The 25,746-nt window shown below is 72.3% G+C and carries 23 protein-coding genes and 1 pseudogene; 11 read left to right on the forward strand and 13 right to left on the reverse strand.

What is annotated here, in order from left to right; all coding sequences use genetic code 11:
* The 3 genes and pseudogenes from ACZ3YL_RS20975 to ACZ3YL_RS20985 form a co-directional block, all read left to right on the forward strand.
* Positions 1-181: pseudogene (locus ACZ3YL_RS20975) on the forward strand (putative Ig domain-containing protein); the annotation flags it as partial.
* Positions 182-475: 294 nt separating this feature from the next.
* A complete protein-coding gene (locus ACZ3YL_RS20980) occupies positions 476-2,209 on the forward strand; it encodes a carbohydrate-binding module family 20 domain-containing protein (RefSeq protein ID WP_188302355.1) in 1,734 nt (577 codons plus the stop codon).
* 148 nt (positions 2,210-2,357) lie between these two features.
* Positions 2,358-2,579 carry a hypothetical protein gene (locus ACZ3YL_RS20985; protein WP_188302356.1) on the forward strand — a complete coding sequence of 74 codons (222 nt, stop codon included), beginning with the start codon at positions 2,358-2,360 and terminating at the stop codon, positions 2,577-2,579.
* Positions 2,580-2,600: 21 nt separating this feature from the next.
* On the opposite strand, the gene ACZ3YL_RS20990 is transcribed toward ACZ3YL_RS20985, so the two are convergent.
* Complete coding sequence (locus ACZ3YL_RS20990) at positions 2,601-3,353, reverse strand: SDR family oxidoreductase (RefSeq protein WP_188302357.1); 753 nt, start codon at positions 3,351-3,353, stop codon at positions 2,601-2,603.
* A gap of 459 nt (positions 3,354-3,812) precedes the next feature.
* Here ACZ3YL_RS20990 and ACZ3YL_RS20995 point away from each other — a divergent pair, with 459 nt between their 5' ends.
* Positions 3,813-4,865 (forward strand): alpha/beta hydrolase, encoded by a 1,053-nt coding sequence (locus ACZ3YL_RS20995; RefSeq protein ID WP_317620861.1) that lies wholly within the window; start codon positions 3,813-3,815, stop codon positions 4,863-4,865.
* A 429-nt stretch (positions 4,866-5,294) separates the two neighbouring features.
* The gene (locus ACZ3YL_RS21000; protein WP_465659025.1) at positions 5,295-6,077 is read left to right on the forward strand and encodes a hemerythrin domain-containing protein; all 783 of its coding nucleotides are present in this window, start codon (positions 5,295-5,297) and stop codon (positions 6,075-6,077) included.
* Between the two features lie 384 nt (positions 6,078-6,461).
* Here the strand turns inward: ACZ3YL_RS21000 and ACZ3YL_RS21005 are convergent, their stop codons facing one another.
* On the reverse strand, positions 6,462-7,079 hold the full coding sequence (locus ACZ3YL_RS21005; RefSeq protein ID WP_188302359.1) for a DUF6891 domain-containing protein: 618 nt from the start codon (positions 7,077-7,079) through the stop codon (positions 6,462-6,464).
* 70 nt (positions 7,080-7,149) lie between these two features.
* Between ACZ3YL_RS21005 and ACZ3YL_RS21010 the strand changes: the two genes are divergently transcribed.
* Positions 7,150-8,112, forward strand: a complete 963-nt coding sequence (locus ACZ3YL_RS21010; RefSeq protein WP_188302360.1) for a DUF1152 domain-containing protein — start codon at positions 7,150-7,152, stop codon at positions 8,110-8,112.
* A 27-nt stretch (positions 8,113-8,139) separates the two neighbouring features.
* Here ACZ3YL_RS21010 and ACZ3YL_RS21015 read toward each other — a convergent pair whose 3' ends face one another.
* Together ACZ3YL_RS21015 and ACZ3YL_RS21020 are read right to left on the reverse strand one after the other, a co-directional pair.
* Complete coding sequence (locus ACZ3YL_RS21015; RefSeq protein WP_188302361.1) at positions 8,140-8,685, reverse strand: DUF1707 and FHA domain-containing protein; 546 nt, start codon at positions 8,683-8,685, stop codon at positions 8,140-8,142.
* A 183-nt stretch (positions 8,686-8,868) separates the two neighbouring features.
* Positions 8,869-9,417, reverse strand: coding sequence for a DUF1697 domain-containing protein (locus tag ACZ3YL_RS21020; protein ID WP_465659028.1), 549 nt, complete (start codon positions 9,415-9,417; stop codon positions 8,869-8,871).
* A gap of 106 nt (positions 9,418-9,523) precedes the next feature.
* Between ACZ3YL_RS21020 and ACZ3YL_RS21025 the strand changes: the two genes are divergently transcribed.
* Complete coding sequence (locus tag ACZ3YL_RS21025) at positions 9,524-9,994, forward strand: pyridoxamine 5'-phosphate oxidase family protein (protein ID WP_188302363.1); 471 nt, start codon at positions 9,524-9,526, stop codon at positions 9,992-9,994.
* A gap of 15 nt (positions 9,995-10,009) precedes the next feature.
* Here ACZ3YL_RS21025 and ACZ3YL_RS21030 read toward each other — a convergent pair whose 3' ends face one another.
* A complete protein-coding gene (locus ACZ3YL_RS21030; protein WP_465659030.1) occupies positions 10,010-10,366 on the reverse strand; it encodes an arsenate reductase family protein in 357 nt (118 codons plus the stop codon).
* 105 nt (positions 10,367-10,471) lie between these two features.
* On the opposite strand from ACZ3YL_RS21030, the gene ACZ3YL_RS21035 reads away from it, so the two are divergent.
* Together ACZ3YL_RS21035 and ACZ3YL_RS21040 are read left to right on the forward strand one after the other, a co-directional pair.
* Complete coding sequence (locus ACZ3YL_RS21035) at positions 10,472-11,689, forward strand: cytochrome P450 (RefSeq protein ID WP_465659031.1); 1,218 nt, start codon at positions 10,472-10,474, stop codon at positions 11,687-11,689.
* Positions 11,690-11,874: 185 nt separating this feature from the next.
* A complete protein-coding gene (locus ACZ3YL_RS21040) occupies positions 11,875-12,963 on the forward strand; it encodes a PP2C family protein-serine/threonine phosphatase (protein ID WP_188302366.1) in 1,089 nt (362 codons plus the stop codon).
* Between the two features lie 241 nt (positions 12,964-13,204).
* Here the strand turns inward: ACZ3YL_RS21040 and glnA are convergent, their stop codons facing one another.
* On the reverse strand, positions 13,205-14,617 hold the full coding sequence (gene glnA, locus ACZ3YL_RS21045; RefSeq protein WP_188302367.1) for a type I glutamate--ammonia ligase: 1,413 nt from the start codon (positions 14,615-14,617) through the stop codon (positions 13,205-13,207).
* 307 nt (positions 14,618-14,924) lie between these two features.
* Here glnA and ACZ3YL_RS21050 point away from each other — a divergent pair, with 307 nt between their 5' ends.
* Positions 14,925-15,392, forward strand: a complete 468-nt coding sequence (locus ACZ3YL_RS21050; RefSeq protein WP_188302368.1) for an RDD family protein — start codon at positions 14,925-14,927, stop codon at positions 15,390-15,392.
* 213 nt (positions 15,393-15,605) lie between these two features.
* Here the strand turns inward: ACZ3YL_RS21050 and ACZ3YL_RS21055 are convergent, their stop codons facing one another.
* The 7 genes from ACZ3YL_RS21055 to ACZ3YL_RS21085 all read right to left on the reverse strand — a co-directional run bounded on the left by ACZ3YL_RS21055 (position 15,606) and on the right by ACZ3YL_RS21085 (position 23,461).
* Positions 15,606-16,304 (reverse strand): DUF4191 domain-containing protein, encoded by a 699-nt coding sequence (locus tag ACZ3YL_RS21055; RefSeq protein WP_411292870.1) that lies wholly within the window; start codon positions 16,302-16,304, stop codon positions 15,606-15,608.
* Between the two features lie 122 nt (positions 16,305-16,426).
* Positions 16,427-16,633, reverse strand: a complete 207-nt coding sequence (locus ACZ3YL_RS21060; protein WP_188302370.1) for a hypothetical protein — start codon at positions 16,631-16,633, stop codon at positions 16,427-16,429.
* Positions 16,634-16,884: 251 nt separating this feature from the next.
* Entirely contained in the window at positions 16,885-17,838 is a 954-nt protein-coding gene (lipA, locus tag ACZ3YL_RS21065) for a lipoyl synthase (protein WP_188302371.1), read from the reverse strand.
* Positions 17,839-17,970: 132 nt separating this feature from the next.
* Positions 17,971-18,741, reverse strand: a complete 771-nt coding sequence (lipB, locus tag ACZ3YL_RS21070) for a lipoyl(octanoyl) transferase LipB (protein WP_188302375.1) — start codon at positions 18,739-18,741, stop codon at positions 17,971-17,973.
* A 203-nt stretch (positions 18,742-18,944) separates the two neighbouring features.
* Entirely contained in the window at positions 18,945-20,864 is a 1,920-nt protein-coding gene (locus tag ACZ3YL_RS21075; protein ID WP_465659036.1) for a helix-turn-helix domain-containing protein, read from the reverse strand.
* Positions 20,865-21,027: 163 nt separating this feature from the next.
* Positions 21,028-22,401 carry an MFS transporter gene (locus tag ACZ3YL_RS21080; protein ID WP_465659038.1) on the reverse strand — a complete coding sequence of 458 codons (1,374 nt, stop codon included), beginning with the start codon at positions 22,399-22,401 and terminating at the stop codon, positions 21,028-21,030.
* A gap of 298 nt (positions 22,402-22,699) precedes the next feature.
* The gene (locus ACZ3YL_RS21085; RefSeq protein ID WP_465659040.1) at positions 22,700-23,461 is read right to left on the reverse strand and encodes a 3-hydroxybutyrate dehydrogenase; all 762 of its coding nucleotides are present in this window, start codon (positions 23,459-23,461) and stop codon (positions 22,700-22,702) included.
* 310 nt (positions 23,462-23,771) lie between these two features.
* Here ACZ3YL_RS21085 and ACZ3YL_RS21090 point away from each other — a divergent pair, with 310 nt between their 5' ends.
* Entirely contained in the window at positions 23,772-25,721 is a 1,950-nt protein-coding gene (locus ACZ3YL_RS21090; RefSeq protein WP_465659042.1) for a regulator, read from the forward strand.
* Positions 25,722-25,746: the final 25 nt, after the last annotated feature.

The following is a 25,746-nucleotide window of genomic DNA, read 5'->3' on the forward strand; positions in this document are numbered from 1 at the left end:
GGTGAACGGCACCACGCTGAAGACCTACTCCAACGTGGACGCCGCCGCCGGCTACCAGCAGCGCACCTTCGACCTCTCGGCCTACGCGGGCCAGACGGTCACCGTGAAGTTCACCGGCACCGAGGACTCCTCGCTGCAGACCAGCTTCGTGATCGACGACACCTCCGTCCAGACCGGCTGAGGTCGCACCGGCTCCTGAGGGGCCGGTGAACCAGGACAGGTGAGGGCCCGGCGGCTACGGCTGCCGGGCCCTTGTCGTACGCGTGTCGTGCGCCTGTCGTACGCCTGTCGTGCGCCGGTTCACTGGTCGTGTCGCCGGTGGTCGTCCGTCGATGCAGAAACGTATCTCCAGGGACCTTGACGGCCCTTCCGCGTCGCCCTAGGTTCAGCGCTGCAAGTTTCCGGCAAGTTACAGAAACTTCCTGCAGGCTTCACCCCCGGCTGCCCCCACCCCAGCCACCCCCCAGGAGACGACGTGGTCACCACCCCCACCCGCCGGCCCGCCCGCACGGCCGGCGCGCTCGCCGCCTCGGCGGCCCTCGCGCTGTCACTCGGCACCGCCCTCGGCGCCCCGGCCGCCCAGGCCTCCCCACCCGCGAACAACGGCAAGGACGTCACCGCCACCCTCTTCGAGTGGCGCTTCGACTCCGTCGCCCAGGCCTGCACCACCACCCTCGGCCCGAAGGGCTACGGCTTCGTCGAGGTCTCGCCGCCCCAGGAACACATCCAGGGCCCGCAGTGGTGGACCTCGTACCAGCCGGTCAGCTACCGGATCGCCGGACGGCTCGGCGACCGCACCTCCTTCAAGAACATGGTCGACACCTGCCACGCGGCCGGCGTCAAGGTGATCGCCGACGCGGTGGTCAACCACATGACGGCCGGCTCCGGCACCGGCACCGGCGGCACCGTCTACAGCAAGTACAACTACCCCGGCACGTACCAGGACCAGGACTTCCACACCTGCCGCCAGCCGATCAGCAACTACCAGGACCGCACCAACGTGCAGACCTGCGAACTGGTCAACCTCGCCGACCTCGACACCGGCAGCAGCTACGTCCAGACCACCATCGCCCACTACCTGGACGACCTCGGCTCACTCGGCGTCGACGGCTACCGGATCGACGCCGCCAAGCACATCGCCGCCACCGAACTCGCCGCCATCAAGGCCAAGACGGCCAACCCCAACGCCTACTGGGTGCAGGAGGTCATCTACGGCGCCGGCGAGCCGATCCAGCCGTCCGAGTACACCGGCAACGGCGACGTCGACGAGTTCCGGGTCGGCACCGACCTCAAGCGCGTCTTCACCAGCGACAAGCTCGCCAGCCTCAGCAACTGGGGCGCCTCCTGGGGCTACCTGCCGAGCAACCAGGCGCGCAGCTTCATCGACAACTGGGACACCGAGCGCAACGGCTCCACCCTCAACGCCACCTACGGCAACACCTACACCCTGGCCAACGTCTTCCTGCTGGCCTCGACCTACGGCTCGCCCAACGTCTACTCCGGCTACTCCTTCACCGGCACCGACGACGGCCCGCCCAACGGCGGCACCGTCAACGCCTGCTACCAGGACGGCTGGAACTGCACCCACGCCTGGCGGCAGATCGCCAACATGGTCGGCTTCCGCAACGCGGTCGCGGGCACCGGGGTGACCGACTGGTGGTCCAACGGCAACAACGCGATCGCCTTCGGCCGCGGCAACCGGGGTTACGTCGCGATCAACCACGAGAGCAGCGCGATCACCCAGACCTTCCAGACCGGACTGCCGGCCGGCACCTACTGCGACGTCCAGCACGGCGACCCGCAGCCCGGCGGCGGCTGCACCGGGCCGACGTACCAGGTCGGCGCCAACGGGCAGTTCACCGCGACGGTCGGCGCGGGCGACGCGGTCGCGCTCTACGTCCAGCCCGGCACGAGCGCCTCCGGTGCCTCCTTCAACGTCAACGCCACCACCGCGTACGGGCAGAACCTGTACGTGGCCGGCGACGCCCCGGCGCTCGGCGGCTGGGACCCGGCCAAGGCGCTGCCGCTCTCCTCGGCCGGCTACCCGGTCTGGTCGCTCGCGCTCTCGCTGCCCGCCGGCACCTCCTTCCAGTACAAGTACCTGCGCAAGGACGCGAGCGGGGCGGTGACCTGGGAGTCCGGCGCCAACCGGACGGCGACCGCGCCGGCCTCGGGGAACGTCACGCTGAACGACACCTGGCGGCCGTAGCGCTCGCTCGTAGCGCCCGCTCGTGGCGCCCGCTCGTAACGCCCGCCGCTCGGGACCCTCGTCAGCCAAGGCTGACGGGGGTCCCTCGTGCGAGTGGCCGCACCGTTCCAAACCTCCGGCAGGGATGCGGCGCTGACACCATCGCGGGATGGGAACCACCCCCCTCGTCCTGGACCTCGAACTGTGCGGCGGCCGTTGGGACGGCCACCGCAAGCGCGTCCCCGCCGCCGCCCCGCCGCCCGCCCTGCGGATGGTGCTGCGCGCCCGACTGCCCGTCGCCGAGGACGGCGAGTACTGGCCGACGACCAGCGTCTACCGGCTGGACGGGACGGACGGCGGGCTGCGCTACCGGCACTCGCACGACGAGTAGGCAGTGCCCGGTGGGGGAGTCTCAGCCGCGCCCGATGTACGGCATGGCCGTCGCCATCACGGTGGCGAACTGCACATTGGCCTCCAGCGGCAGCGCCGCCATGTGCCGGACGGTGCGCGCCACGTCCGCCACGTCCATGGTCGGCTCGGGCGCGATCCGGCCGTCCGCCTGCCGCACCCCCGCGCCCATCGCGGCCGTCATGTCGGTCGCCGCGTTGCCGATGTCGATCTGCCCGCAGGCGATCCGGTACGGGCGGCCGTCCAGCGACAGCGACTTGGTCAGGCCGGTGACGGCGTGCTTGGTCGCGGTGTAGGCGATCGAGTGCGGGCGCGGGACGTGGGCGGAGATCGAGCCGTTGTTGATGATCCGGCCGCCCTGCGGCACCTGGCCCTTCATCTGCCGGAAGGCGGCCCGGGCGCAGAGGAAGGCGCCGGTCAGGTTGAGGTCGACCACCGCCCGCCAGTCCTCGACCGCCAGCTCCTCCACCGGGACGGCCGGACCGAACGTCCCGGCGTTGTTGAACAGCAGGTCCACCCGGCCGTGGCGTTCGGCGGCGGTCGCGAACAGCGCGTCCACGGCGGCCGGGTCGGTGACGTCGGTCGGCACCACGTCGGCGGGCAGCACACCGGAGGGAAAGGCCTCGGCCGTCCCGCGCAGCTGCTCGGCGCGGCGTCCGGCCAGCACCAGCCGCCAGCCGGCCGCGGCCAGCTCGACCGCGACGGCCCGGCCGATGCCGCTCCCGGCTCCGGTGACGACGGCGATCTGTTCGAGCATGGGGGACTCTCCTCGGTGGCTCGGTGGCTCGGTGGCTGGGGTGGCTCGGTGCCGGTGCGGTCACACTCCGCCCGGACACTGCCGACGGGCGCGTTGAGGAGATCGTTCCGGATGTGCGGACCGCCGTCACTGGGCAAAGTGCCCAAAATCCGGACGGCCCGGCAGGTCGGCCGCTGTACCCCCGGCTGTGCCCCCCGTCGTCCGGCCCCCGCCGTCCGGCGGGAGCGGTGAAGGCCTTTACCTGATCGCGAACAAACATTGGATTTCCGGTGGCCGCCTCGCAACCGGCCGCACCCGGGCCACGTCATAAGATCGCAGGAAGGTGCGCTTCCGCGAGGGTCGACGCACCATCGCTCCGGGGGCCGCACAGCGCCGCGCCCCCGGGCCTGTCCGGCCCCACCGGGGGGCCGCCGCCCGGTCAGACGGACCGGGCGCGACATCGGTCGGAGAGTCCTCACCGTGCTTAGGCAGTCGTCCCGTTCCCGTGCCGTCCTGACCGGCGCCGCCGTGCTCACCCTGGCCGCCTCGCTCGCGGCCTGCGGGGGGTCCGACGGCGGGAAGGGGAGCGGCTCCTCGGCCGACGGCACCCCGGCGGCCACCGCCACGGGCAGCCCGCTCTCCGGTGGCACCACCGGGACGCCCTCCGCCGAGCAGCCCACCCCGGCCAACGGGAAGGTCCTGATGCCGACCGGCCAGGCCGCCAACCTCACCAAGGTCCGGGACACCGGCGCCGGTCCGATCATGATGACCAAGGTGACCGGCCCGAAGTCCGGTGTCACCGGCCAGGTCTGGGTCTGGCTGCCGCCCGAGTACAACGACCCCAAGTTCGCCAAGACCGGCTTCCCGGTGCTGACCCTCTACGCGGGCGGCCAGAGCAACGGCTACAACACCTGGACCGACAACCAGCTGCCGATCCAGGAGGTGGACGAGCAGCTGGCCAAGCAGGGCAAGGCCCACCCGTTCATCATGATCATGCCGGTGCAGAACTTCAACAGCGACGAGAAGAACGCGCTGGACTGCTCCGACATCCCGGGCCAGCCGAAGATGGCCACCTGGATGGCCGAGGACATCCCGGCCTGGGTCCGCGCCAACTTCCGCACCCTGAAGGGCCGCGACAGCTGGGGCGTGATGGGCGCCTCCACCGGTGGCTTCTGCAGCGCCAAGATGGCCCTGCAGTACCCGGACGTCTACAAGGCCGCCGTGCCGATCGACGGCTACTTCATCCCGGACTCCGGGCTGTGGAAGGGCCACGACGCCGAGAAGGCGGCCAACAACCCCAACCTGCTGATCACCCAGGGCAAGGCCGACGTCAAGATGTACGTCACCGCGGGCGGCGCCAACGGGTACGAGAAGGACGTGGTCAAGAGCTGGGTGGCCAAGGCCGTCGCGCCGGTGACCATCCAGTACTACGAGCAGCCCGGCGGCAAGCACCTGACCTCGGACTTCAAGAAGATGATCCCGGACACCCTGGAGTGGCTCACCGCCAACCTGGCGGGCCCGGCCTCGGAGTGAGCCGCTACTGACCGAGCCGGTACTGGCCGTGCCGCTACTGATCGTGCCGGTGCTGGCCGTGCCGCTACTGACCGTGCCGGCGCGGACCGAGCGGGCAACGGATCGAGCTGGCACGGCGTACCGCGGGTGGGTTGCGACCCGCGCGGAGAGGGCTCTCCCCCCATCGGGGTGGAGGGCCCTCCGTCCGTTCCGGGGGTGGGTGCGCCACTCGTGCGGAGGTGCCCTTCGACCCATGCCGAAGGGGTCTTTCGCCTCCTGCGGAGGGAGGCCGTCGCCCCCTCCGCGAAGAGGGCGCTTCACCCGCGCGCAGGCCCGTGACCTGCGCGTCAATCGGACATTGATTCGCTTCTGATCGACTGCGAGCACCTTGGATGGGGCGGTCCTCACCGGCCGCCCCCGTCCGCCTCACCACGTCGTGAAGAGAGTGTCATGCCGATCCACCTGCTGCCTCAGCCCGCCGCCTCCGTCCCCGTCCAGGCGGAGTCCGGAGTCGACTCCCGGGGCGCGGACGCGTACGGCCCGGCCTCGGACGAGGACCCGTTCACTGTCCGCTTCGCGGGACTGCGGCTGGTCCACGCCGCACTGCGCCGGGACCTCGCCCGGCTGCCCAACGCGCTCCGGCTGCTCCAGCCCGACGAGGAGGACAAGGGCGAGGCGATGCTGCGGCACTGGACGTTCATGACCGCGATGCTGACCTGCCACCACGAGCAGCAGGACACCCGGATCTGGCCGATCGTGCGGCGCTTCGCGCCCGAGTTGCGACTGCTGCTCAACTGGCTGGAGGCCGACCACCACAACCTGGACCACTCGTTCACCAGGGTCACCACGCTGGTCCGGATCGCCAGCCGGGACACCGGCAGCGCCTGGCCGGTCGCGTACGCGATGGAGGACCTGGCGGCCCGGCTGGAGACCCACCTGCGGATCGAGGAGCGCCAGTTGCTGCCCCGGATGGAGCGGGTGGTCACCGACAACTCCCGGCTCGGCGGCCTCGGCGAACTCCTCGACCTGCTGCGCTCGGCGGAAGGCCCGGGCGCGCCGGACGCGCTGGCCTGGCTGCTGGACGGGGTCGACCCGGTGCTGGTCGAGCGGCTGCTGGCCGAGTGCGACGACGACGTGGCCCGCAACTGGCCGCACTGGCAGGCGACCTACCAGCGCTGCACCGCTCCGCTGTGGGGGACGGTGGGCGGCGACCTGGGGAGCCTGGTCGAATGAGCGGCGGGTCGTTTTTCGGGCCGTCGATCTACGCGCGTGGCATGTGTCGGTGACATATGCCCGGCCGCAGCCGCGGCCGACACCCCGGCGGAGTGCCCAACTCCGTTCAGCCCCTGGGGGATTCGCCCCGTCTGCCTCCAGGTCGAGGCCGTCCCGCCCCGAGGCCCGGGCCGGGGGAGGCGTACCGCCGACGGTCGATGGCGCGGAGCCGCCTGCCGCCCACCGTCGAAGCCATGACCACAGTCCGCAGCCCGCCAGCCCGCACTCCCGCAGCTCGTCCCCCGTACGCCGCACTCCCGCCGCCCGTACTCCCGCAGCGCTCCCCGGCGCGACGGCGGAACGGAGGACGGGCGCGACCAGGGGCGGCCGAAGTCCGTACCGGCCCTACTCCGGCAGCCGGTTGAGCCACTCCATCGGGGCGACCCGGATCGCCTTCTGCGGCGACCCGTCCCACTCCACCGGAAGGTCGACCAGCTCCAGCGCCGTCACCACGGCCCGGCCGACCTCCACCGTCCGCCGCCCCGCCGCTGCCGCCGACTCCTCGTCCAGCTCCCCGTCCGCCTCCTCCCCGGTGCGGAACGTGCCGTAGCGCAGCATCAGTCCGAGCCCGGCCGCGGCCGCCTCGGTGTCCTGCTGGTGGAAGAAGACGAAGCCCACCGAGTCCTCGTCGGCCTCGCCGCCGATCTCCGCGTAGCCGCAACCGGCGCAGCAGGTGAAGTCCATCGCCGCGACGATGCCCTGATCCTCCAGCAGGTCGAAGGCCTGCTCCAGCCGGTCCACGTCCGTGAGCTCCGGCCAGTCGGCCTGCTCGGCCAGCCGCTCGGTCCACAGCGGAGCGACGATCCGCTCCGCCTCCTCCTGAGTCAGCCCCTGGTCGTCGAGGACCTCGACCAGGGACTCGGCTATCTCGTCCGGCTCCTGGAAGCCGCACCGGATCAACTCGCGAGCCCGCTCCTGGGCTTCGAGCAGCACGTCGGGGGTGAGCGCCGTCTCCTGGGTCATGCCGGCATCCTCGCACCCCCCACTGACAAATTCCGGCCCGCGGTCCGGACCGGTGCGCTACCGTCCGCCGGTGACCTCTCTGCTGCAACCCCCGCTGATCACCCGGCTGCTGGCCGCCGAGCGCATCCTGATCGCCGGAGCCGGCGGCGGCTTCGACGTGTACGCCGGACTGCCGATCGCCCTCGCCCTGCGTGCCGCGGGCAAGGAGGTGCACCTGGCCAACCTCTCCTTCACCCATCTGTACGGCCTGCCCGGCGAGGTATGGCAGGAGCCCGACGTCGCCAGGATCGGGCCCGACACCGCCGCTCCCGAGGGCTACTTCCCGGAACGCACCCTGGCCCGCTGGCTGCGCCTGCACGGGATGCCCGACACCGTGTGGGCCTTCCCGACGGTCGGCGTGAGACTGCTGCGCGAGGCCTACCGCAGACTGGTCGCCCACCTGGGCGTGGACGCGATCCTGCTGGTGGACGGCGGCACCGACATCCTGATGCGCGGCGACGAGGCCGGACTCGGCACCCCCGAGGAGGACATGGCGAGCCTGGCCGCGGTGGCGGGCCTGACGGAGGTGCCCGAACGGCTGGTCGCCTGCCTGGGCTTCGGCGTCGACGCCCACCACGGCGTCAACCACGCCCTGGTGCTGGAGAACCTCGCCGCGCTCGACCGGGCGGGCGGCTACCTCGGCGCCTTCTCCATCCCGCGCGGCAGCCGGGAGGGCGCGCTCTACCTGGACGCCGTCGAGCACGCCCGGGCCGCCTTCCCCAAGCACCCCAGCATCGTCAACGGCTCGGTGGCGGCGGCGCTGCGCGGCGAGTTCGGCGACGTGCAGTTCACCGAGCGGACCAAGGGCGAGAAGCTCTTCGTCAATCCGCTGATGACGCTCTACTTCGGGGTCACGGTCGAGGCGCTGGCCGCCGAGAACCGCTACCTGGACCGGCTGGAGCACACCGTGGTGACCCGCCAGATCAGCACCCTGATCGAGGAGTTCCGGGACGAGCTGCCCCGGCAGCGCCCGCCCCGGCAGTTCCCGCACTGACGGGGGAGCGGGGCCGCTTTCCCCGGGTCAGTGCGGGGCGAGCCGGAACTCCAGGTTCCCGAACCGCACCTGGTCGCCCGGCCGCACCGGGATCCCGCCCGCGATCCGACGCCCGTTCACATGGGTGCCGTTGGTCGACCCGAGGTCGTACAGCACCCAGCCGCCGTGCTCGTGCCGCAGCTCGGCGTGGTGCCGGGAGACCGAGGCGTCGTGCAGCCGCAGCCCCGAGCCGGGGATCCGTCCGATCGTCAACGGCCCGGCCCCGGCCTGCGGCAGGCTCAGCCCGGGCAATCGCTCGGTGCGCCAGGCCCGGTTCAGCCGGCCGCCGAAGGCGGACACCCGGCCGACCGTCCGCAGCACGAAGCGCTCGACCGGCCCGCCGGTGGGCAGCCCGGCCACTGCCGCGTCCAACTCGCCGCGGCTGGTGGCCTGCAGGACGATGTCCATCCGGCCGAGGAAGGTGTCGTGCGACAGCCGGCCGCTGCCCGCGCCGTCCCGGAGCACCCCGAGCGCCTGGTCCCGTTCGGCGTCGGAGGGCCGGACGGCGCCGGTGGGGAGTTCAGGCTGCGTCATGGCCCGATTGTCGGATCGAGCGGCTCCGACTGTCCAGATCACGCGGTGGTCCGGCGCATGCTTCGTACATCACTTCGTGCGTTACTGCGTGCATTACTTCGTGCGTCACTGAGCGACAGACGCCCGTTCCGTCCGTCCGGTTCCAGCCTGGCGGACGGCTGGTCAGAAGGCCCGCGCGGCAGGTCAGCGCTTCCGGGCGGCGGCCAGGATCTTCTCGGTGGTGTGCAGGAACCGGGAGGTCACCGCCCCCCGGTACTGCTTGCCGAACATCTCCCTGGTGACCCACTTGCCGTCCTGCAGGTGCACCACGACGTACGCGGCCCCCGGATCGGCGCCGATCACCTCGACGTCGCCCTTCGGGGAGCGGTGCGGGAGGGCGAGTTCGGCCGGCAGCGGCTCGGAGAGGAAGGCGAGCACCAGCCGGACGTCCGGCGTCACCTCGACGCCCCGGAACGGTTCGGCGGCGAGCAGCGCGGCCACCTCGTCGACCGTCCGCAGCAGCACCGGCACCGGGTAGCCGAGCGCCTGCTCCAGGTGCTCCTCGATCCGTGCGGTCAGCGCGGCGCGGTCCGGTTCGTCCGTGCCGAAGAAGACGTTCCCGGTCTGGATGTACGAGCGGACGTCCCGCAGCCCCAGCTCGGTGAAGAGCGCCCGCAGCCGCTCCATCTTCACCGTCCGGCCCCCGACGTTGATGGCCCGCAGGAACGCGATGTACGTGGTCGTGGTGGTCACCGGGCCAGTGTGGCACCGGCCACCGACAGCGCCCGACGGCGCTCACCCGCCCGCCCGGCACCGTCCGTACCCGGCCGTTGTCGGTGCCGGGTGCCACACTGGCGCCATGGTCACCTGGCAGGATTTCGAGCACGAGGCACCCGAACTCGCGGCCCTGGTACGCGCCCGGTTCGAGGCCAACAAGCACCACGTCCTGGCGACGCTGCGCAAGGACGGTTCACCCCGGGTGAGCGGCTCGGAGGTCGACTTCGTCGGCGCCGACGCCTGGCTCGGGTCGATGTACGGCGCGGTCAAGGCGCGCGATCTCCAGCGGGACGCCCGCTTCGCGCTGCACGCCCACCCGGGCGACGAGACCATGGCCGGCGGGGACTCCAAGCTCTCCGGCCGCGCGGTGGAGGTCACCGACGAGACCGAGCTCGCCGCCTTCGCGGCCGACCTGCCCGAGCCGCCGCCGACCCCGTTCCACCTGTTCCGGCTGGACCTCCGGCAGGTGGTGCACACCGCCCTGGAGGGCGAGGCCCTGTGGGTGCTCAACTGGCACCCGGGCCGGCCGGTGGAGCGCATCCAGCTCCACTGACCGGCCGGTCACGTCCTACGGCAGGACGGACTTGAGCGCCTCGGGGGTCCGGGCCACGACGGCGTGTCCGTCGTCCGCGGTGATGATCGGGCGCTGGATCAGCACCGGGTGCTCGGCCATCGCCCCGATCCAGCGCGCCCGCTCGCCCGCCTCCCGGGGCCACTCCCTCATCCCCAGGTCCTTCGCGACCTGCTCGTCGATGCGGGTGATGTCCCACGGCTCCAGGCCCAGACGCTCCAGCACCTGCTCCAGCTCGGCGGCGGTCGGCGGGTCCTCCAGGTAGCGGCGCACGGTGTACTCGACCCCGGCGGCGGTCAGCGCGGTGAGGGCCGTCCGGCACTTGCCGCAGCGCGGGTTGATCCAGATCTCCATGCCCGCCAGCCTATCGGGGCTCCGCCCGGGCCCCGGCGGCGGGAACTCTGCCGGCCCACCCGCGGTTCACGCACCAGCAAGCAGGACGTCGGAGGGGAGCACCGCATGGACGGCGCCGCGATCATCGAGCAGCTGATGACGACGGAGGTCAGGACCGACCCGTACCCGCTCTACGCCCGGGCGCACGAGCTCGGCCCGGTGGTCCCGGCGGGGGACGGGGTGTTCGTGGTGAGCGGCTACGCGGCGGTCGACAAGGTGCTGCGCACGCCCGCCTTCGGCGTGGCGACCGCCGACATGATGGCCGGCCTCGCCCCGGAATTCGCCGAACACTCCTCGCTCGCCCTGTTCGGCCGCTCGATCCTCCAGCGCAACGCCCCCGATCAGCCCCGGGTCCGCTCACTGATCGCCTCGGTGTTCACGGCCCGCCGGGTCGCCGCGCTGCGCCCGGCCGTGGCGGTGGCGGTCGACCGGCTGCTGGACGGGATGGCCGAGCAGGGCGCCGACGGCTCTCCGGTGGACTTCATGGACGCCTTCGCCTTCCGGCTGCCGGTCGGGGTGATCTGCGAGCTGCTCGGCGTCCCCGAGCGGGACCGCTACCGCTTCCGTGAGCTCGCCGCCGACCTGACCGTCGCCCTGGAGTTCGTCCAGGACCTCGACGAACTGGACGAGGCCGACCGGGCCGCCGACGAGCTGTCCGGGTACTTCACCGCGCTGGTCGCCGAGCGGCTGGCCCGCCCCCAGGACGACCTGGTCAGTGACCTCGCCCGGATCGCCGCCGCGGACGGCGAGCGGCTCTCCGGCGTCGAGTTGCTGGCCAACCTGGTGCTGCTGCTGGTGGCCGGCTTCGAGACCACCACCAACCTGCTCGGCAACGGCCTCGCCCTGCTGTTCCGCCACCCCGGGGTGGCCGCCGGCCTGCGCAGCGGCGCCGTCACCCCGGCCGGGTTCACCGACGAGGTGCTGCGCTTCGACTCCCCGGTCCAGGTCACCGCGCGGGTCGCCCTGGCGGAGGGCCTGGCGGTCGAGGGCCTGCCCGTCCCGGCCGACAGCGCGCTGAACCTGCTGATCGGCGCGGCCAACCACGACCCCGCCCGGTACGACCGCCCCGGGGTGTTCGACCCGACCCGCACCGACAGCCAGCCGCTCAGCTTCGGCGGCGGCACCCACTTCTGCCTGGGCTCCCAGCTGGCGCGGCTGGAGGCCGAGGTCGCGGTGCCCGCTCTGCTGGACCGTTTCCCCCGGCTCGCCCAGGGCGGCGTCCCGACCCGGCGTGACCGGCTGGTGCTGCGCGGTTACGAGACGCTGCCGGTGATCGTCCGGTGATCATCCGGTGACGGCCCGCTGACCGCGTGCCTGCGGGCCGGGAGGGCCTGGTCCTCCCACCGGAACCGCCGGAAGCCGGGACGTTCGGCCGTTCGTGACTGAGCCGTTCGTGGGGGAGCATGGAGGGACGAATCAGGTCATTCCCCGTGAATCCCCCAGGGTCGGCCAGCCAGGAGGTCCCCGCCGTGTCAGCACCCCGCCCGCCGCAGCTCGCGGTCGCGCAGCAGCGGGTGCCGCGCTGGGTGCCCTGGCTGCCGGTGATCCTGCTGGTCCTGGACCTGATCGCGGAGGCCGTCGTCCCGGACGCGGTCGCCGCCGGCTTCCTGCTCACCGCCCTGCCCGTGGTGGCCGCGTTCAGCTACGGCCCGGCGCTGACCGCCGCCACCACCGGCGGCGCGCTGGGCCTCCAACTGCTGCTGGCCCTGCGCGCCGGCCACATCAACGAGCAGCACCACGTCTGGGTCTACATCGCCACCGTGCTCTCCGGGGCGATGGGCACCGCCCTGTCCTGGCAGCGCACCCGGCAGAACCGTAACCTGCTGCAGGCCCGTACGGTCGCCGAGACCCTGCAGCGCACCGTGCTGCGGCCGGTGCCCGAGCGGGCCGGCGGCCTGCGGGTGGCCGGGCTCTACCGCCCGGCCCAGGCCGACATCCTGGTCGGCGGGGACCTCTACGAGGTGTGCGACACCCGCTTCGGCGTCCGGGTGCTGCTCGGTGACGTCCGAGGCAAGGGCCTGGGCGCCGTCCGCACCGTCGCCGACGTGCTCGGCGCCTTCCGGGCAGCCGCCCACGACACCCCGGGCCTGGTCGAGCTCGCCGACCAGCTGGACCGCGCGGTCCTCCGCGACGCCGCCGACCTCGGCGACGACGAGCTGTTCGTCACCGCCGTCCTGCTCCAGTACCGCCCGGGCACCGACTGCGTGGAAATCGTCAACCGCGGCCACACCACCCCGCTGATGCTCGCCCGGGGCACCATCGCCCCGGTGGCCTGCGCCGACGAACTCCCGCTCGGCCTCAGCCACCTCGGCCCCGAGGACGAACCCGCCAAGCCGACCACCGTCGCCCTGCCCCCGGGCCACACCGTGCTGCTCTACACCGACGGCGTCAGCGAGGCCCGTGACGCCACCGGCTCCTTCTACCCGCTCGCCCCGCGCCTCGCCGCCCTTGGCAGCACCGCACCCGACCGGGTGGTCTCCTTCCTGGCCCAGGACGTCCACCAGTACGCCGGCCTACTCGCCGACGACCTCGCCGTCCTCGCCCTCACCCCCGGCTAGGGCCTGGGTCCGAGCCATTCCCACAGCCTGCTCCCGGGCGTCGTCCAGCGCGTGGTGGGTGTCCGGCAGGTCCGATCGACTCCCGATCCCGGCACCCCGAAACCCCCCATCGAAGACGCCCCCATCAACCGCTTTCCCGCCTCAATCCTCACCCAGCCCGGACCGGCCGACCCGGTTGACGACATGGCTGTGCCCGGTCGGATCGCGCTCCGACCGGGCACACCTCCTGGAGCCGCGATCTCTACAGGTCGTAGTACAGCTCGAACTCGTGCGGGTGGGGCCGGAGGGCGATCGGGGCGATCTCGTTGGTGCGCTTGAAGTCGATCCAGGTCTCGATCAGGTCCGGGGTGAAGACGTTGCCGGCGAGGAGGTACTCGTGGTCGGCTTCGAGAGCCTCCAGGACGGCGGGGAGGGAGGAGGGCACCTGGGGGACGTTGGCGTGCTCCTCGGGGGCGAGCTCGTAGAGGTCCTTGTCGACGGGCTCGAGCGGCTCGATCTTGTTGCGGATGCCGTCGAGGCCGGCCATCAGCATGGCGGAGAAGGCCAGGTACGGGTTGGAGGACGGGTCCGGGGCGCGGAACTCGATGCGCTTGGCCTTGGCGTTGGAGCCGGTGATCGGGATGCGGATCGCGGCCGAGCGGTTGCGCTGCGAGTAGACGAGGTTGACCGGCGCCTCGAAGCCGGGCACCAGGCGGTGGTAGGAGTTCACCGAGGGGTTGGTGAAGGCCAGCAGCGAGGGGGCGTGCCGGAGCAGGCCGCCGATGTAGTACCGGGCGGTGTCGGAGAGGCCGGCGTAGCCCTGCTCGTCGTAGAAGAGCGGGGAGCCCTCGGTCCACAGCGACTGGTGGACGTGCATGCCCGAGCCGTTGTCGCCGAAGATCGGCTTCGGCATGAAGGTGGCCGTCTTGCCGTTCCGCCAGGCGACGTTCTTGATGATGTACTTGAACAGCATCAGGTCGTCGGCCGCGTGCAGCAGGGTGTTGAACCGGTAGTTGATCTCCGCCTGGCCTGCGGTGCCGACCTCGTGGTGCTGGCGCTCGACCTCCAGGCCGGACTTGGCGAGCTCCAGGGACATCTCGGCGCGCAGGTCGGCGAAGTGGTCGACCGGCGGGGTGGGGAAGTAGCCGCCCTTGTACTTGACCTTGTAGCCGCGGACGTCGCCCTCGGCGGCGCCGCTGTTCCAGGCGCCGGCCTCCGAGTCGATGTGGTAGAAGGACGCGTTGGCGCTGGTGTCGAACCGCACCGAGTCGAAGACGTAGAACTCGGCCTCGGGCCCGAAGAAGGCGGTGTCGGCGATGCCGGAGGAGGCGAGGTAGGCCTCGGCCTTCTTGGCGACGTTGCGCGGGTCGCGGCTGTAGGCCTCGCCGGTGACCGGGTCCTGGATGAAGAAGTTGATGTTGAGGTGCTTCTCGGTCCGGAAGGGGTCGAGGCGGGCGGTGGCGAGGTCCGGGACGAGAGCCATGTCGGACTCGTGGATGGCCTGGAAGCCGCGGATCGACGAGCCGTCGAACATCAGGGTCTCGGACGGATCGAAGGTCGCCGCGGGTACGGAGAAGTGCTGCATGACGCCCGGCAGGTCGCAGAAGCGGACGTCGACGAACTTGACGTCGTTGTCCTGGATGAACTGCTTCACTTCGGCGGCGTTGTTGAACAAAGCATCCTCCTCGGCGTGCGAATTGGGCTCACCCTAGGAATGGGTCGTTTCCAGTCGGTGACCCGCTCGTTTCCTAGATGTTAACCGCGACCGCCGAACGGGCGGCAAAGCCTTACGGGACAGGGCAAATCACCCCGCCGACCTGGGGGTCGTCCGAGAAGTGGTCTGGACCACTCGGTAAGCCCGGCGAGCGGGATTCACCCGGTCGTGGCGGAGCCCCGGGCCTGCCCGCTACCGGCCTCGTCCGCGCCGCGCCGGGAGGGGAGCCGGTGCCGGTCCGCGGCGTGAGCCCGGTTAGTGTGGATTCGTGGACACCAGAGAAGCGTTGGGATCGTGGATCGACGGCCCCAAGGCGGCCGCCGAGAAGATGGGCGCCGACTTCGGCTACCGCGGCGAGCGCCTCGGACTGCCCAAGGAGGGCCCCGGCTCGATGGCCGGCCCCGGCCGACGGATCGGCGCGCTGTTCGTGGACGGCTGGCTGGTCTCGCTGGTCTCCTTCGGTCTGCTCGCGAAGGGGGACCCGGCCGAGGCCAACCTGTGGACCCTCCCGCTCTTCTTCCTGGTCGCGGCCGTCCTGCTCGCCACCACCGGCACGACCCTCGGCAAGCGGCTGTTCGGCCTCCGGGTGGTCCGCCTGGACGGGCGCCGCGCGACCATCCCGCAGGTCCTGCTGCGCACCGTGCTGCTGTGCCTGGTGGTGCCGCCGCTGGTCTGGGACCGCGACACCCGCGGCCTGCACGACAAGGCGGTCGGCACGGTCGAGGTCCGGATCTGACCCGGAGTCGTAAGCCCGGAGCCGTAAGCCCGGAACCGTAAGCCCGGAACCGTAAGCCCGGAACCCGGAGTCCGGTGTCCGAAGCGGCCCCGCAGTCCGAAGCAGCCCCGCAGAGCGCAGAACGTAGAACGCGCAACCGCAAGAATGTCGAACGGCCCCGCCCCGGAAGATCCGGGGCGGGGCCGTTCTGGTGTCGTCAGCGGAGGGGGACGGTCAGCGGACCTGGCCGCCCTTGGGCATCCGGGCGCCCTTGGGCATCGGGCCCTTGGGGATCGGCGCCTTGGAGAGCAGGTCGCCCAGCGCGCGCAGGCGGTCGTTGGTCTCGGTGACCTGGGCGGCGGTGATGGCGCGGGGCAGGCGCATCAGGTGGATCTGCAGCTTCTTCAGCGGGATCTCGCCCTCGCCGTTGCCCACCACGATGTCGTGCACCGGCACGTCGCCGACCACACGGGCCATCTTCTTCTTCTCGGAGGCCAGCAGCTGGCGCACCCGGTTCGGGTTGCCCTCGCCGATCAGCGCGATGCCGGCCCGGCCCACGGCGCGGTAGACCGCGTCCTGGTTACGGGTGACCGCGACCGGGGTGGAGTTGGAGCTCCAGCCGCGCCGGATGTTGTTCAGCACCGCAGCTACGGCGCCCGGCTGTCCCTCCATCTGTCCGAACGCGGCGCGTTCGGCCCGGCGCCCGAAGACGATCGCCATGGCCAGGACGGCCACGATGAAGCCCAGGATGCCCAGGTAGATGGGGTGGTCGATTGCGAAGCCGATGGCGAGGAACACGCCGAAGGTCAGCAGGCCGACGCCGGCGATGATCAGGCCGATCTTGGTGTCGACCTTCTTGGTCATGGTGTATGCCAGGCGAATCTGCTTCAGTCGCCCGGGGTTCTCGGATGTTTCCCTCGCCATAACGCTCATGGTACGTGGCACGGGTACGGGATATCCAAGCCCGGGTACCCGTTCGTCCGAACCGTGACCCGGGCGACCGCGTACGGTCGCGCTCAGCGACCTGCGCCGTCGCACACAGCGACGTCAGGGCCTCACTGCCCTACGGAGCGTGCTCCGAGGCCGTCCGTAGCCCTGGTCGTGGCGCCCGCGTCGTGCCGCCGGTCGGCCGCGTGCTCGCGGTTCTCGCATACCGCCACCCAGGCGTTGCGGCGCGCGTGCCGCTGTCCGGGTGCCAGCAGGACGCTCTCGGCGAACCGCAGCGCCGCCCCCACCGACCGGATCCGCGCCTGCATCTGCATCCCGAACAGCTCCTCTCGCGACGGTCGCGACCGCTCGCGACGGGTCGTGGCTGGTTGTGCTGGTCATGGCCGGTCGTAGCTCGTCATGGCCGGTCGTGGCTGAGAAGAATCGAACGCCTACCAGGCGTCCATCGTCCCCACCCCGTGTTACCAGTCCGTGACCAGGCAGTCAAAGCACGGTGAAACCCGGAAGGGCGGAGCCTCGGCTCCGCCCTTCCGATGGTTCACGTGGCTGGAAGCCGACGCCGAGGTCAGACCGCCGCCTGCTCGCGCCGCTCCAGCGCCTGCCGGTACAGCCGTCCGGCCCGGTACGAGGAACGCACCAGCGGGCCCGACATGACTCCGGCGAAGCCCAGCTCCTCGGCCTCCTCCTGGAGTTCGACGAACTCCTGCGGCTTCACCCAGCGCTCGACCGGGTGGTGGCGCAGCGAGGGCCGCAGGTACTGGGTGATGGTGATCAGCTCGCAGCCGGCCCCGACCAGGTCGGCCAGCGCCTGGCTGACCTCCTCGCGGGTCTCGCCCATGCCCAGGATCAGGTTGGACTTGGTGACCAGTCCGGCCGCGCGGGCCTGGGTGATGACGTCCAGGGAGCGCTCGTAGCGGAAGGCCGGGCGGATCCGCTTGAAGATCCGCGGGACCGTCTCGACGTTGTGCGCGAGCACCTCGGGGCGGGAGGAGAAGACCTCGGCGAGCTGCTCGGGGACGGCGTTGAAGTCGGGGATGAGCAGCTCGACGCCGGTGCGGCCGGTGGCGCGCTCGGCGGTCATCGCGTGCACCTGGCGGACGGTCTCGGCGTACAGCCAGGCGCCGCCGTCCTCCAGGTCGTCGCGGGCGACGCCGGTGATGGTGGCGTAGTTGAGGTCCATGGTGACGATGGACTCGGCGACCCGGCGGGGCTCGTCGCGGTCGAACTCGGCGGGCTTGCCGGTGTCGATCTGGCAGAAGTCGCAGCGGCGGGTGCACTGGTCACCGCCGATGAGGAAGGTCGCCTCGCGGTCCTCCCAGCACTCGAAGATGTTGGGACAGCCGGCCTCCTGGCAGACCGTGTGCAGCCCCTCCTTCTTCACCAGCGACTGGAGGGCGTTGTACTCCGGGCCCATCTTCGCGCGGGTCTTGATCCACTCGGGCTTCCGCTCGATGGGGGTCTCGCTGTTGCGGACCTCCAGGCGGAGCAGCTTCCTGCCGTCGGGCGCGACAGCGGACACGTGCGACTCCTAGAACTAGACGGGGTACCCCCAGGGTACGCCTGTGGTTGTACGGCCTATGCCGGGCCTGCCGCCCTGCAATCGCAGGGCAACACGGCTACTGGCCAGTAGATTCCCTATGGGCGGGAGGGCTCAGCGGCTGAGCGCCGGCTCCGGCAGCTCGGCGAGGACGTCCCTCAGGTGCCGCTCGACCGACGGTGCCGCCTCGCCCACCGGGAAGTCCCGCCCCAGCTCGCCGGCCAGCGAGGCGACGCCCGCGTCCCGGATGCCGCACGGCACGATCTTGTCGAAGTACGTCATGTCCGGGTCGCAGTTGAGCGCGAAGCCGTGCATGGTCACTCCGCGGGCGACCCGCACGCCGATCGCGGCGAGCTTGCGGTCGCCGCCGCGCTGCCCGGCGTTGGACGGCGCGTACTCGGGCCCGGCCAGTCGCGGGTCGATGCCCAGCGGCAGGCCCATCCGCAGGGTGAGCTTGCCGATGTCCACCACCTCGGACGGGTCCACCACGGCGTCCGGGAGGTTCTCGCCGAGCACCCAGACCCCGCTGCGGCCCTCGACCCTGGTGGTCCCGATGCCGAAGTCGGCGGCGGCGCGGATCAGCGCCTCCTCCAGCCGGCGGACGTACGCGATCACGTCGATCGGGTCGGGCAGCTTGACGATCGGGTAGCCGACCAGCTGGCCGGGGCCGTGCCAGGTGATCTCGCCGCCCCGGTTGACCTCGACCACCGGGGTGCCGTCCAGCGGCAGGTCGGCGGGGTTGGTGCGCTTGCCCATGGTGTACACGGGCGGGTGCTCCAGCAGCAGCACGGTGTCGGGGATCTCGTCCGCGACCCGCAGCGCGTGCAGTCGCTGCTGCTCCTCCCACGCCTCCTCGTACGGGACGACCTGCTCGCCTATGCCCATTCGAACGAAACGTACGTTCTCGCTCACCGCTGCCGCTCCTTGCCAGGCGTTCGAGACCAACCTCGCCACTGTACGCCCACGCCCGCGTCACCCGTTCGGCCGTCCCGTTCGGCCGTCCCGTTCGGCCGTCCCGTCCGGTCGTCTCGTCCGTTCGGCGGTCCCGTTCGGCTGTCTCGTTCGACCGTCCCGTCCGGTCGTCCCGTTCAGCCGTCCCCGTCCCCGTCCCCGCCTCCGGCGAGCAGCTGCAGCCGCAGGGCCAGCTGCAGTTCCAGCGAGCGTTCCGGGTGGTTCCAGTCCTGCCCCAGCAGCGCCTCGACCCGGTCCAGTCGCTGCACCACCGTGTTCACGTGGACGTGCAGCTCGTCCTTGGCCCGGGTGAGGCTGCCGCCGCAGTCGAAGTAGGCCCGCAGGGTGCGCACCAGCTCGGTGCCGCGCCGGGCGTCGTAGGCGAGCAGCGGGCCGAGCGTGGCGCCGACGAAGCCGTCCACGTCGTGGCCGTCGCCGAGCAGCACCCCGAGGAAGCCGAGGGCCCGGGCTGAGGCGCCCTCCCCGGCGCGGCCGAGCACCCGCAGGGCCCGTACGCAGCGCACGCCCTCGGCGTACGAGGCGGCCAGCGCGGCCGGGCCGGCGGCGGGGCGGCCGGCCCCGACGGTGACCGGGAAGCCCGAGAGCCGGGCCAGTCGCTCGGCGGCCCGCCGGGCGGTCTCCTCGGGGTCGTCGGTGCCGTCCGGTACGGCGGGCACCAGCAGGACGACCGTCTCGCCGTGCTCGGCGCTGACGCCGCGGGAGCCGAACAGGTACCGCCGGGCCGCGCCCGCCAGCCGTCCCCGGTCGCCGCCGTCGGCGGGCTCCGCGGCCAGCACCAGGTGCGGCCGGGCGAGGTCGACGCCGAGCCGGCGGCCGCGCGCGGTGAGCCCGGCCGGGTCGCGCTCGGGGGCGGTGAGCAGGTCGGTGAGCAGCTCGCCGCGGACCCGGTTCTCGGTCTCCGCCACCGAGCGGCGCAGTAGCAGGAGCAGCGCCGTCACGACGCCAGCCCGCTCGAACAGCCGCCGGTCGGCGTCGTCGAGGTCGGGCCGGCCGCGAAGCACCAGGGTGCCGAGCGCGTCGTGCCCGGCCAGTGCGGCGCACACCCACAGCTCGCCGTGCCGTACGGACCGGCCCTCGGCGCGGGAGGCGGCCACCGCCCCGGCGAGTTCGGCGGCGGGCCGCCCGGCCAGCGGCTCGCCCTCGGCGTCCAGTACCGCTATCTCCCCGCCCAGCAGGTGGGCGACGGCGGCGGCCACGTCCGGCACCTCGGCGCCGCGCAGCACCAGGTCGGTGAGCCGGTCGTGGGCCTGCTCGGCGCGCTGGACGGCGGCGGAGTGCGCCCGGACCAGCTCGTTGGCGGCGTTCAGCTCGGCGAGCGCGGCCCGGGTGTCGGCCAGTGACTTGGCGGTGTCCAGGGCGATCGCGGCGTGCGCGGCCAGGGTGCAGAGCAGGGCGACCTCGTCGGGGGAGAAGGCGCGCGGCGAGCGGTCGGCGGCGAACAGCACGCCGATGACGTCCCCGCCGAGCAGCAGCGGCACGCCGATGATCGCCACCAGGCCCTCGTCCAGCACCCCGGCGTCGATCGTGCCGGTGTGGTGGAAGCGTTCGTCGGTGCGGTAGTCGGGGGTGGCGTAGGGGCGGGCGGTCTGGGCGACCAGCCCGCCCAGGCCGTCGCCGAGGCTGAGCCGCAGGGTCTGGAACAAGACGGAGACCGAGCCGTCGGTGACCCGCATGTAGGTGTCACCGGCGGCGACGTCCGGCAGGGTCAGGTACGCGGTGTCGGTGCCGAGCAGCATCCGGGCCCGGCGGACGATGGCCTGCAGCACGGCGTCCAGGTCGCGGGAGGCGGCGAGGTCTCCGGCGGTGTCGAACAGGGCCGTCAACTCGGCCTCGCGGCGCCGGTGTTGACGCAGGGTGCGGTGGACCCGGAGGGCCTGCCAGGTGGCGCCGTCGATCTCGGCGAGGACGCCGGCCGGCGCCCCGCGGCGGCGGGCGTCGGCCAGCACCTCGGCGAAGTCCTCGGTGGCGGCGCCGGAGGCGAGCAGGTCGAGCAGCCGCCGTAGGGCGGGCGCGGCGCTGTCGTCGGGGTGGTTCATGGTGCGGGCCGCCAATCGGCGTCGGTTCGGTGGTCCGTCGTTCCGCGGTTCGGTCGTTCGGTCGTTCGGTCGTTCCGTCGTCCTGTCACTTCCGTTGTCCGGTCGTTCCCTCGTCCCCTCGCTCCCTCGTCTCCGAGAAATCGCGATGCTATCGGCTCAACCCTCAGGCCACAGCGGGCTTTCCGACCGCGGCGGCGTCCGCCGACTCGCCCTCCTCGACCTCCGCCAGATCCCGGCCCCTGGTCTCCCGCGCGCACAGCACCGCCAGTACGGTGAGCGCCGCCGCGGCGGCCACGTACACCGATATCGGTGTGGCGCTGCCGTAGTCCTTGAGCAGCGCGGTCGCGATCAGCGGGGCGGGCGCGCCGGCCACCACCGAGGCGAACTGGGCCCCGATCGAGGCGCCCGAGTACCGCAGCCGGGTCGCGAACAGCTCGGAGAAGAACGCCGCCTGCGGTGCGTACATCGCGCTGTGGAACACCAGGCCGACGGTCACGGCGACCACCAGCTGCGCGAACGACCTGGTGTCCACCATCCCGAAGAACACGAACGCCCAGACCCCGACCCCGGCCGCACCCACCAGGTACACCGGCTTGCGCCCGACCCGGTCGGACAGTGCGCCGAACAGCGGGATCAGCGCGAACTGGATCGCCGAGGCGATCAGGACGGCGTTCAGCGCGCTCTGCTTGTCGAAGTGGGCGTGGGTGACGGCGTAGGTGAGCACGAAGGTCGTCATCACGTAGTACGAGATGTTCTCCGCCATCCGCGCGCCCATGGCCACCAGCACCTCCCGCCAGTGGTGCCGCAACACCCCCACCAGCGGGGCCTGTTCGGTGGCCCGCCCGCTCTTCTTCTCCTTCTGCGCGGCCATCGCCTGCTGGAACAGCGGCGACTCCTCCACCGCCAGCCGGATCCACATCCCGACCCCGACCAGTAGCGCAGACAGCAGGAACGGCACCCGCCACCCCCACGCCAGGAACGCGCTCTCCGACTGCACCGCCGTCATCAGCGACAGCACCCCGGCCGCCAGCAGGTTCCCGGCCGGCGCCCCGCCCTGCGGCCAGGACGCCCAGAACCCCCGTCGCCGTTGGTCCCCGTGCTCCGACACCAGCAGCACCGCTCCGCCCCACTCCCCGCCGAGCGCGAAACCCTGCACCAGCCGCAGCGCCGTCAGCAGCACCGGCGCCGCCACCCCGACCGAGTCGTACGTCGGCAGCAGCCCGATCGCCGTCGTCGACCCGCCCATCAGCAGCAGGCTCACCACCAGCAGCTTCTTCCGCCCCACCCGGTCCCCGAAGTGCCCGAACACCAGCGCTCCGAGCGGGCGCGCCGCGAACCCGATCGCGCACGTCAGGAACGACAGCAGCGTCCCGGTCAGCGGATCACTGTGGGGGAAGAACACCTTCCCGAACACCAGCGCCGCAGCTGTTCCGTACACGAAATAGTCATACCACTCGATCGTCGTGCCGATCAGACTCGCGGCTACCACTCGCGGGAGTGAACTGGTCGCCGACGAACCAGGGTTGGGGGCGTTCATGGTCACCACTTCCAGACGGGGGACGATGTCGCCACAAGGTAGGAACCCCACGCTCCAGCGCCTATGTGACCGACCCACACAGTCCCCGGGCGGCAGGTGGCGAACAGCTCCATGACCAATGGACGACGGCCCGCGCCCCGGGGTCTGGGGCGCGGGCCGCTCGGTGTGGTGGTGCACGGGGAGTCGACGGGCCCGACTTTCCGTGCACAGGAGCGTCCGCTGCACAAGAAGCCTCCGCCGCGAGACGGGGAGGGCGCGGTGACGTCCTCCTCCTCCGCTCCGTTTCTTCTGCTCCGTCTCAGTGCGCCGTCCATCCGCCGTCGATGGGCAGGCTGGCGCCCGTGATGTAGGCGGCGGCGGGGGAGCAGAGCCAGAGGGCGAGTTGGGCGACCTCGGAGGGTTCGATGAGGCGCTTGACGGCGGTGCGGTCGAGCATGATCCGCTCGACGACCTCGTCCTCGGGGATGCCGTGGGCCAGCGCCTGGGCGGCGATCTGCTTCTCCACCAGGGGAGTTCGGACGTACCCCGGGTTGAGGCAGTTGCTGGTGACGCCGTACGGGGCGCCCTCCAGGGCGACGGTCTTGCTGAGGCCCTCCAGGGCGTGCTTGGCGGTGACGTAGGCGGACTTGAAGGCGCTGGCGCGCAGGCCGTGGACGGAGGAGATGTTGACGATCCGGCCCCACTCCCGCTCGTACATGTGGGGGAGGGTGCGGCGCAGGATCCGGAACGGGGCCTCGACCATGACGCGTTGGATGAGGGTGAAGCGTTCGACGGGGAACTCGTGCACGGGCGCGACGTGTTGGAGGCCGGCGTTGTTGACCACGATGTCGGCGTCGGCCGGCAGGGCGTCCACGGCCTCGGGGTCGGCGAGGTCCGCGACGATTGCGTGTCCGCCGATCCGGTCCGCGAGTTCCCGCGCCGGGCCGGCCGCGAGGTCGACGACGTAGACCCGGGCGCCGGCTCCGGCGAGGGCTTCGGTGCAAGCCCGGCCGATGCCCGAGGCGGCCCCGGTGACCAGGGCCGTGCGGCCGTCGAGCGGGCGGGCAGTAGAGGTGTCCATGGCCGAGAACGGTAGGAATCCGGCGGCGCGGCTCCCATGTGGCAGGCCGACACAGCATCCCGGTGCGTCATGGCGTCAACCACCACCGGTGCCGGTTGACGGTTCGACCCCGGAAGGCCAAACCCATCGTGGCCCCGCTTCCCCACAATGGGCGCGGATGCTTCACCCGTTCGGAGGATTGCTCGGTCAGATCCACCCATAGCGCCCGAATGCTCGCTACATTCACGCCGATTCCCGACAGGGGGCGCCGCCCCGGGCGAGCCGAACTGCTGGTGGAGCCCGGTGCGACGTCCGAGAGGTGTTGACTGACATGCCCCAACGGCCTGTAACCGACAGCCCGGCGTACGGACCGCTCGACCCGCTCGGCCAGCGCCGAGGCCCGGTCGGTCGGGGCCTTCCGGACGCCCCCGACGCCCTGACCGCCGACACGTTGACCGCGGACACCCTGACCGCGGACACCCTGACCGCCGACGCCCTGACCGCCGACGCCCCGACCGCCGACGAACTGCGGCTGCCCGCGCAGGCCACACCCGCCCGGCACGAAGCCACCGCCGCACCCGCCCCCGCGACCGTCAGCGGCCACGGCAGCCACACCGGCCACTCCGGCCCGACCCCGCAGAACGGCCAGCTCGCCGCCCTGATCGAGGAGGCCGGGTTCTCGCACGCCGGCCTGGCCCGCCGGGTCGACCAGCTCGGCCTGGAGCACGGCCTCGACCTGCGCTACGACAAGACCTCGGTCACCCGCTGGCTGCGCGGCCAGCAGCCCCGCGGCGCCACCCCGGCGCTGATCGCCGAGGTCTTCACCCGCCGCCTCGGCCGCCGCCTCACCGCCCAGGACCTCGGCCTGGATGCCTGCGCCCCGGTCTACGCGGGCCTGGAGTTCGCCGAGACCCCGCAGGAGGCGGTGGACATCGTGGCGAGCATGTGGCGCAAGGACAACGGCCCCCAGTCCGAGCTGCGCCGGATCGCCTTCACCCCGGCGGGCCTGGTCGTCCCCAGCCGGGACTGGCTGATCGGCCGCACCGACGAGCGGGTCGCCCGGGACGGCTCCACCCTGACCCGCCCGGACGCCGCCGCCGCCGGCCCGCCGGGCGCCACCACCGGGCCCGCACCGGGTCCGCACGGTCCGGGCTCGCCCGTCGCCGGCCCGCCGCGCCTCCAGCCCACCGGTGCCCCGGGCACGACCGGCACCCCGGGCACGACCGGCACCCCGGGCACTCCCGGCGCCCGCAGCACCGCCGGGACGACCGGCACCGCCGCCACCATCGGCCGGGTGCCCACCCAGAGCCGCCGCCCGCCCGCCGCCGTCGAACCGCCGTACACCGACCCGACCCGCGACGCCCGCCCCACCCTGCGGGTCGGCCGCGGCGACATCGCCGCCATCCGCGCCGTCGGCGACCTCTTCCGGGCGCTCGACCACGCCTACGGCGGCGGCCACGCCCGTCAGGCCCTGGTCCGCTACCTGGAGAGCGAGGCCGAGCCGATGCTGCGCGGCCGCTACGGCGAACAGATCGGCCGCGCCCTGTTCGGCGCCGTCGCCGACCTGACCAGGCTGGCCGGCTGGACGTCCTTCGACATCGCCGCGCACGGCCTCGCCCAGCGCTACTTCGTCCAGGCGCTGCGCCTCTCCCAGGCCGCCGGGGACCGCGCGCTCGGCGGCTACGTCCTGGTGACGATGAGCCAGCAGGCCGTCCACCTGGGGCACGGCCGGGAGGCCGTCCAGCTCGCCCGGGTCGCCCAGCAGGGCGTCGGTACCGCCGTCCCGCCGGTGGTCCAGTCGCTGATGCATGCCGCGGAGGCGCGCGGGCACGGCCTGCTGGGCGACGTCCGGTCCTGCACCACCGCGCTGGTCCGGGCCGAACGTTCGCTCGCTGCCTCCCGTGCGGGCGACGAACTGCCCTCCTGGGCGCGGTACTTCGACGAGGCCCAGCTCTCCGACGAGTTCGCCCACTGCTACCGCGACCTCCAGCAGTGGCGCACCGCCGCGCAGCACGCCGAGAAGTCGCTGCGGCTGCGTTCGCCCGCCTACGCGCGCAGCCGGATCTTCTGCCGGCTGGTGCTGGCCACCGCCCGGCTCGGCATGGGGGACCTCGACGAGGCCTGCACCATGGCCACCGACGCGCTGCGGGCGGCGGCGGAGATGCGCTCGGCCCGCTCGCTGGAGTACGTCCGGGACTTCCACCGCCGCCTCACCCCCTACCGGGGCAGCCAGGTGGCCCGCGCCTTCGAGGAGACGGCCCGCCAGGCGGGCGTGATCTGACCGAACCGGGTGTACGAGGGCCGGG

The organism is Kitasatospora sp. NPDC023176, assembly GCF_055560495.1.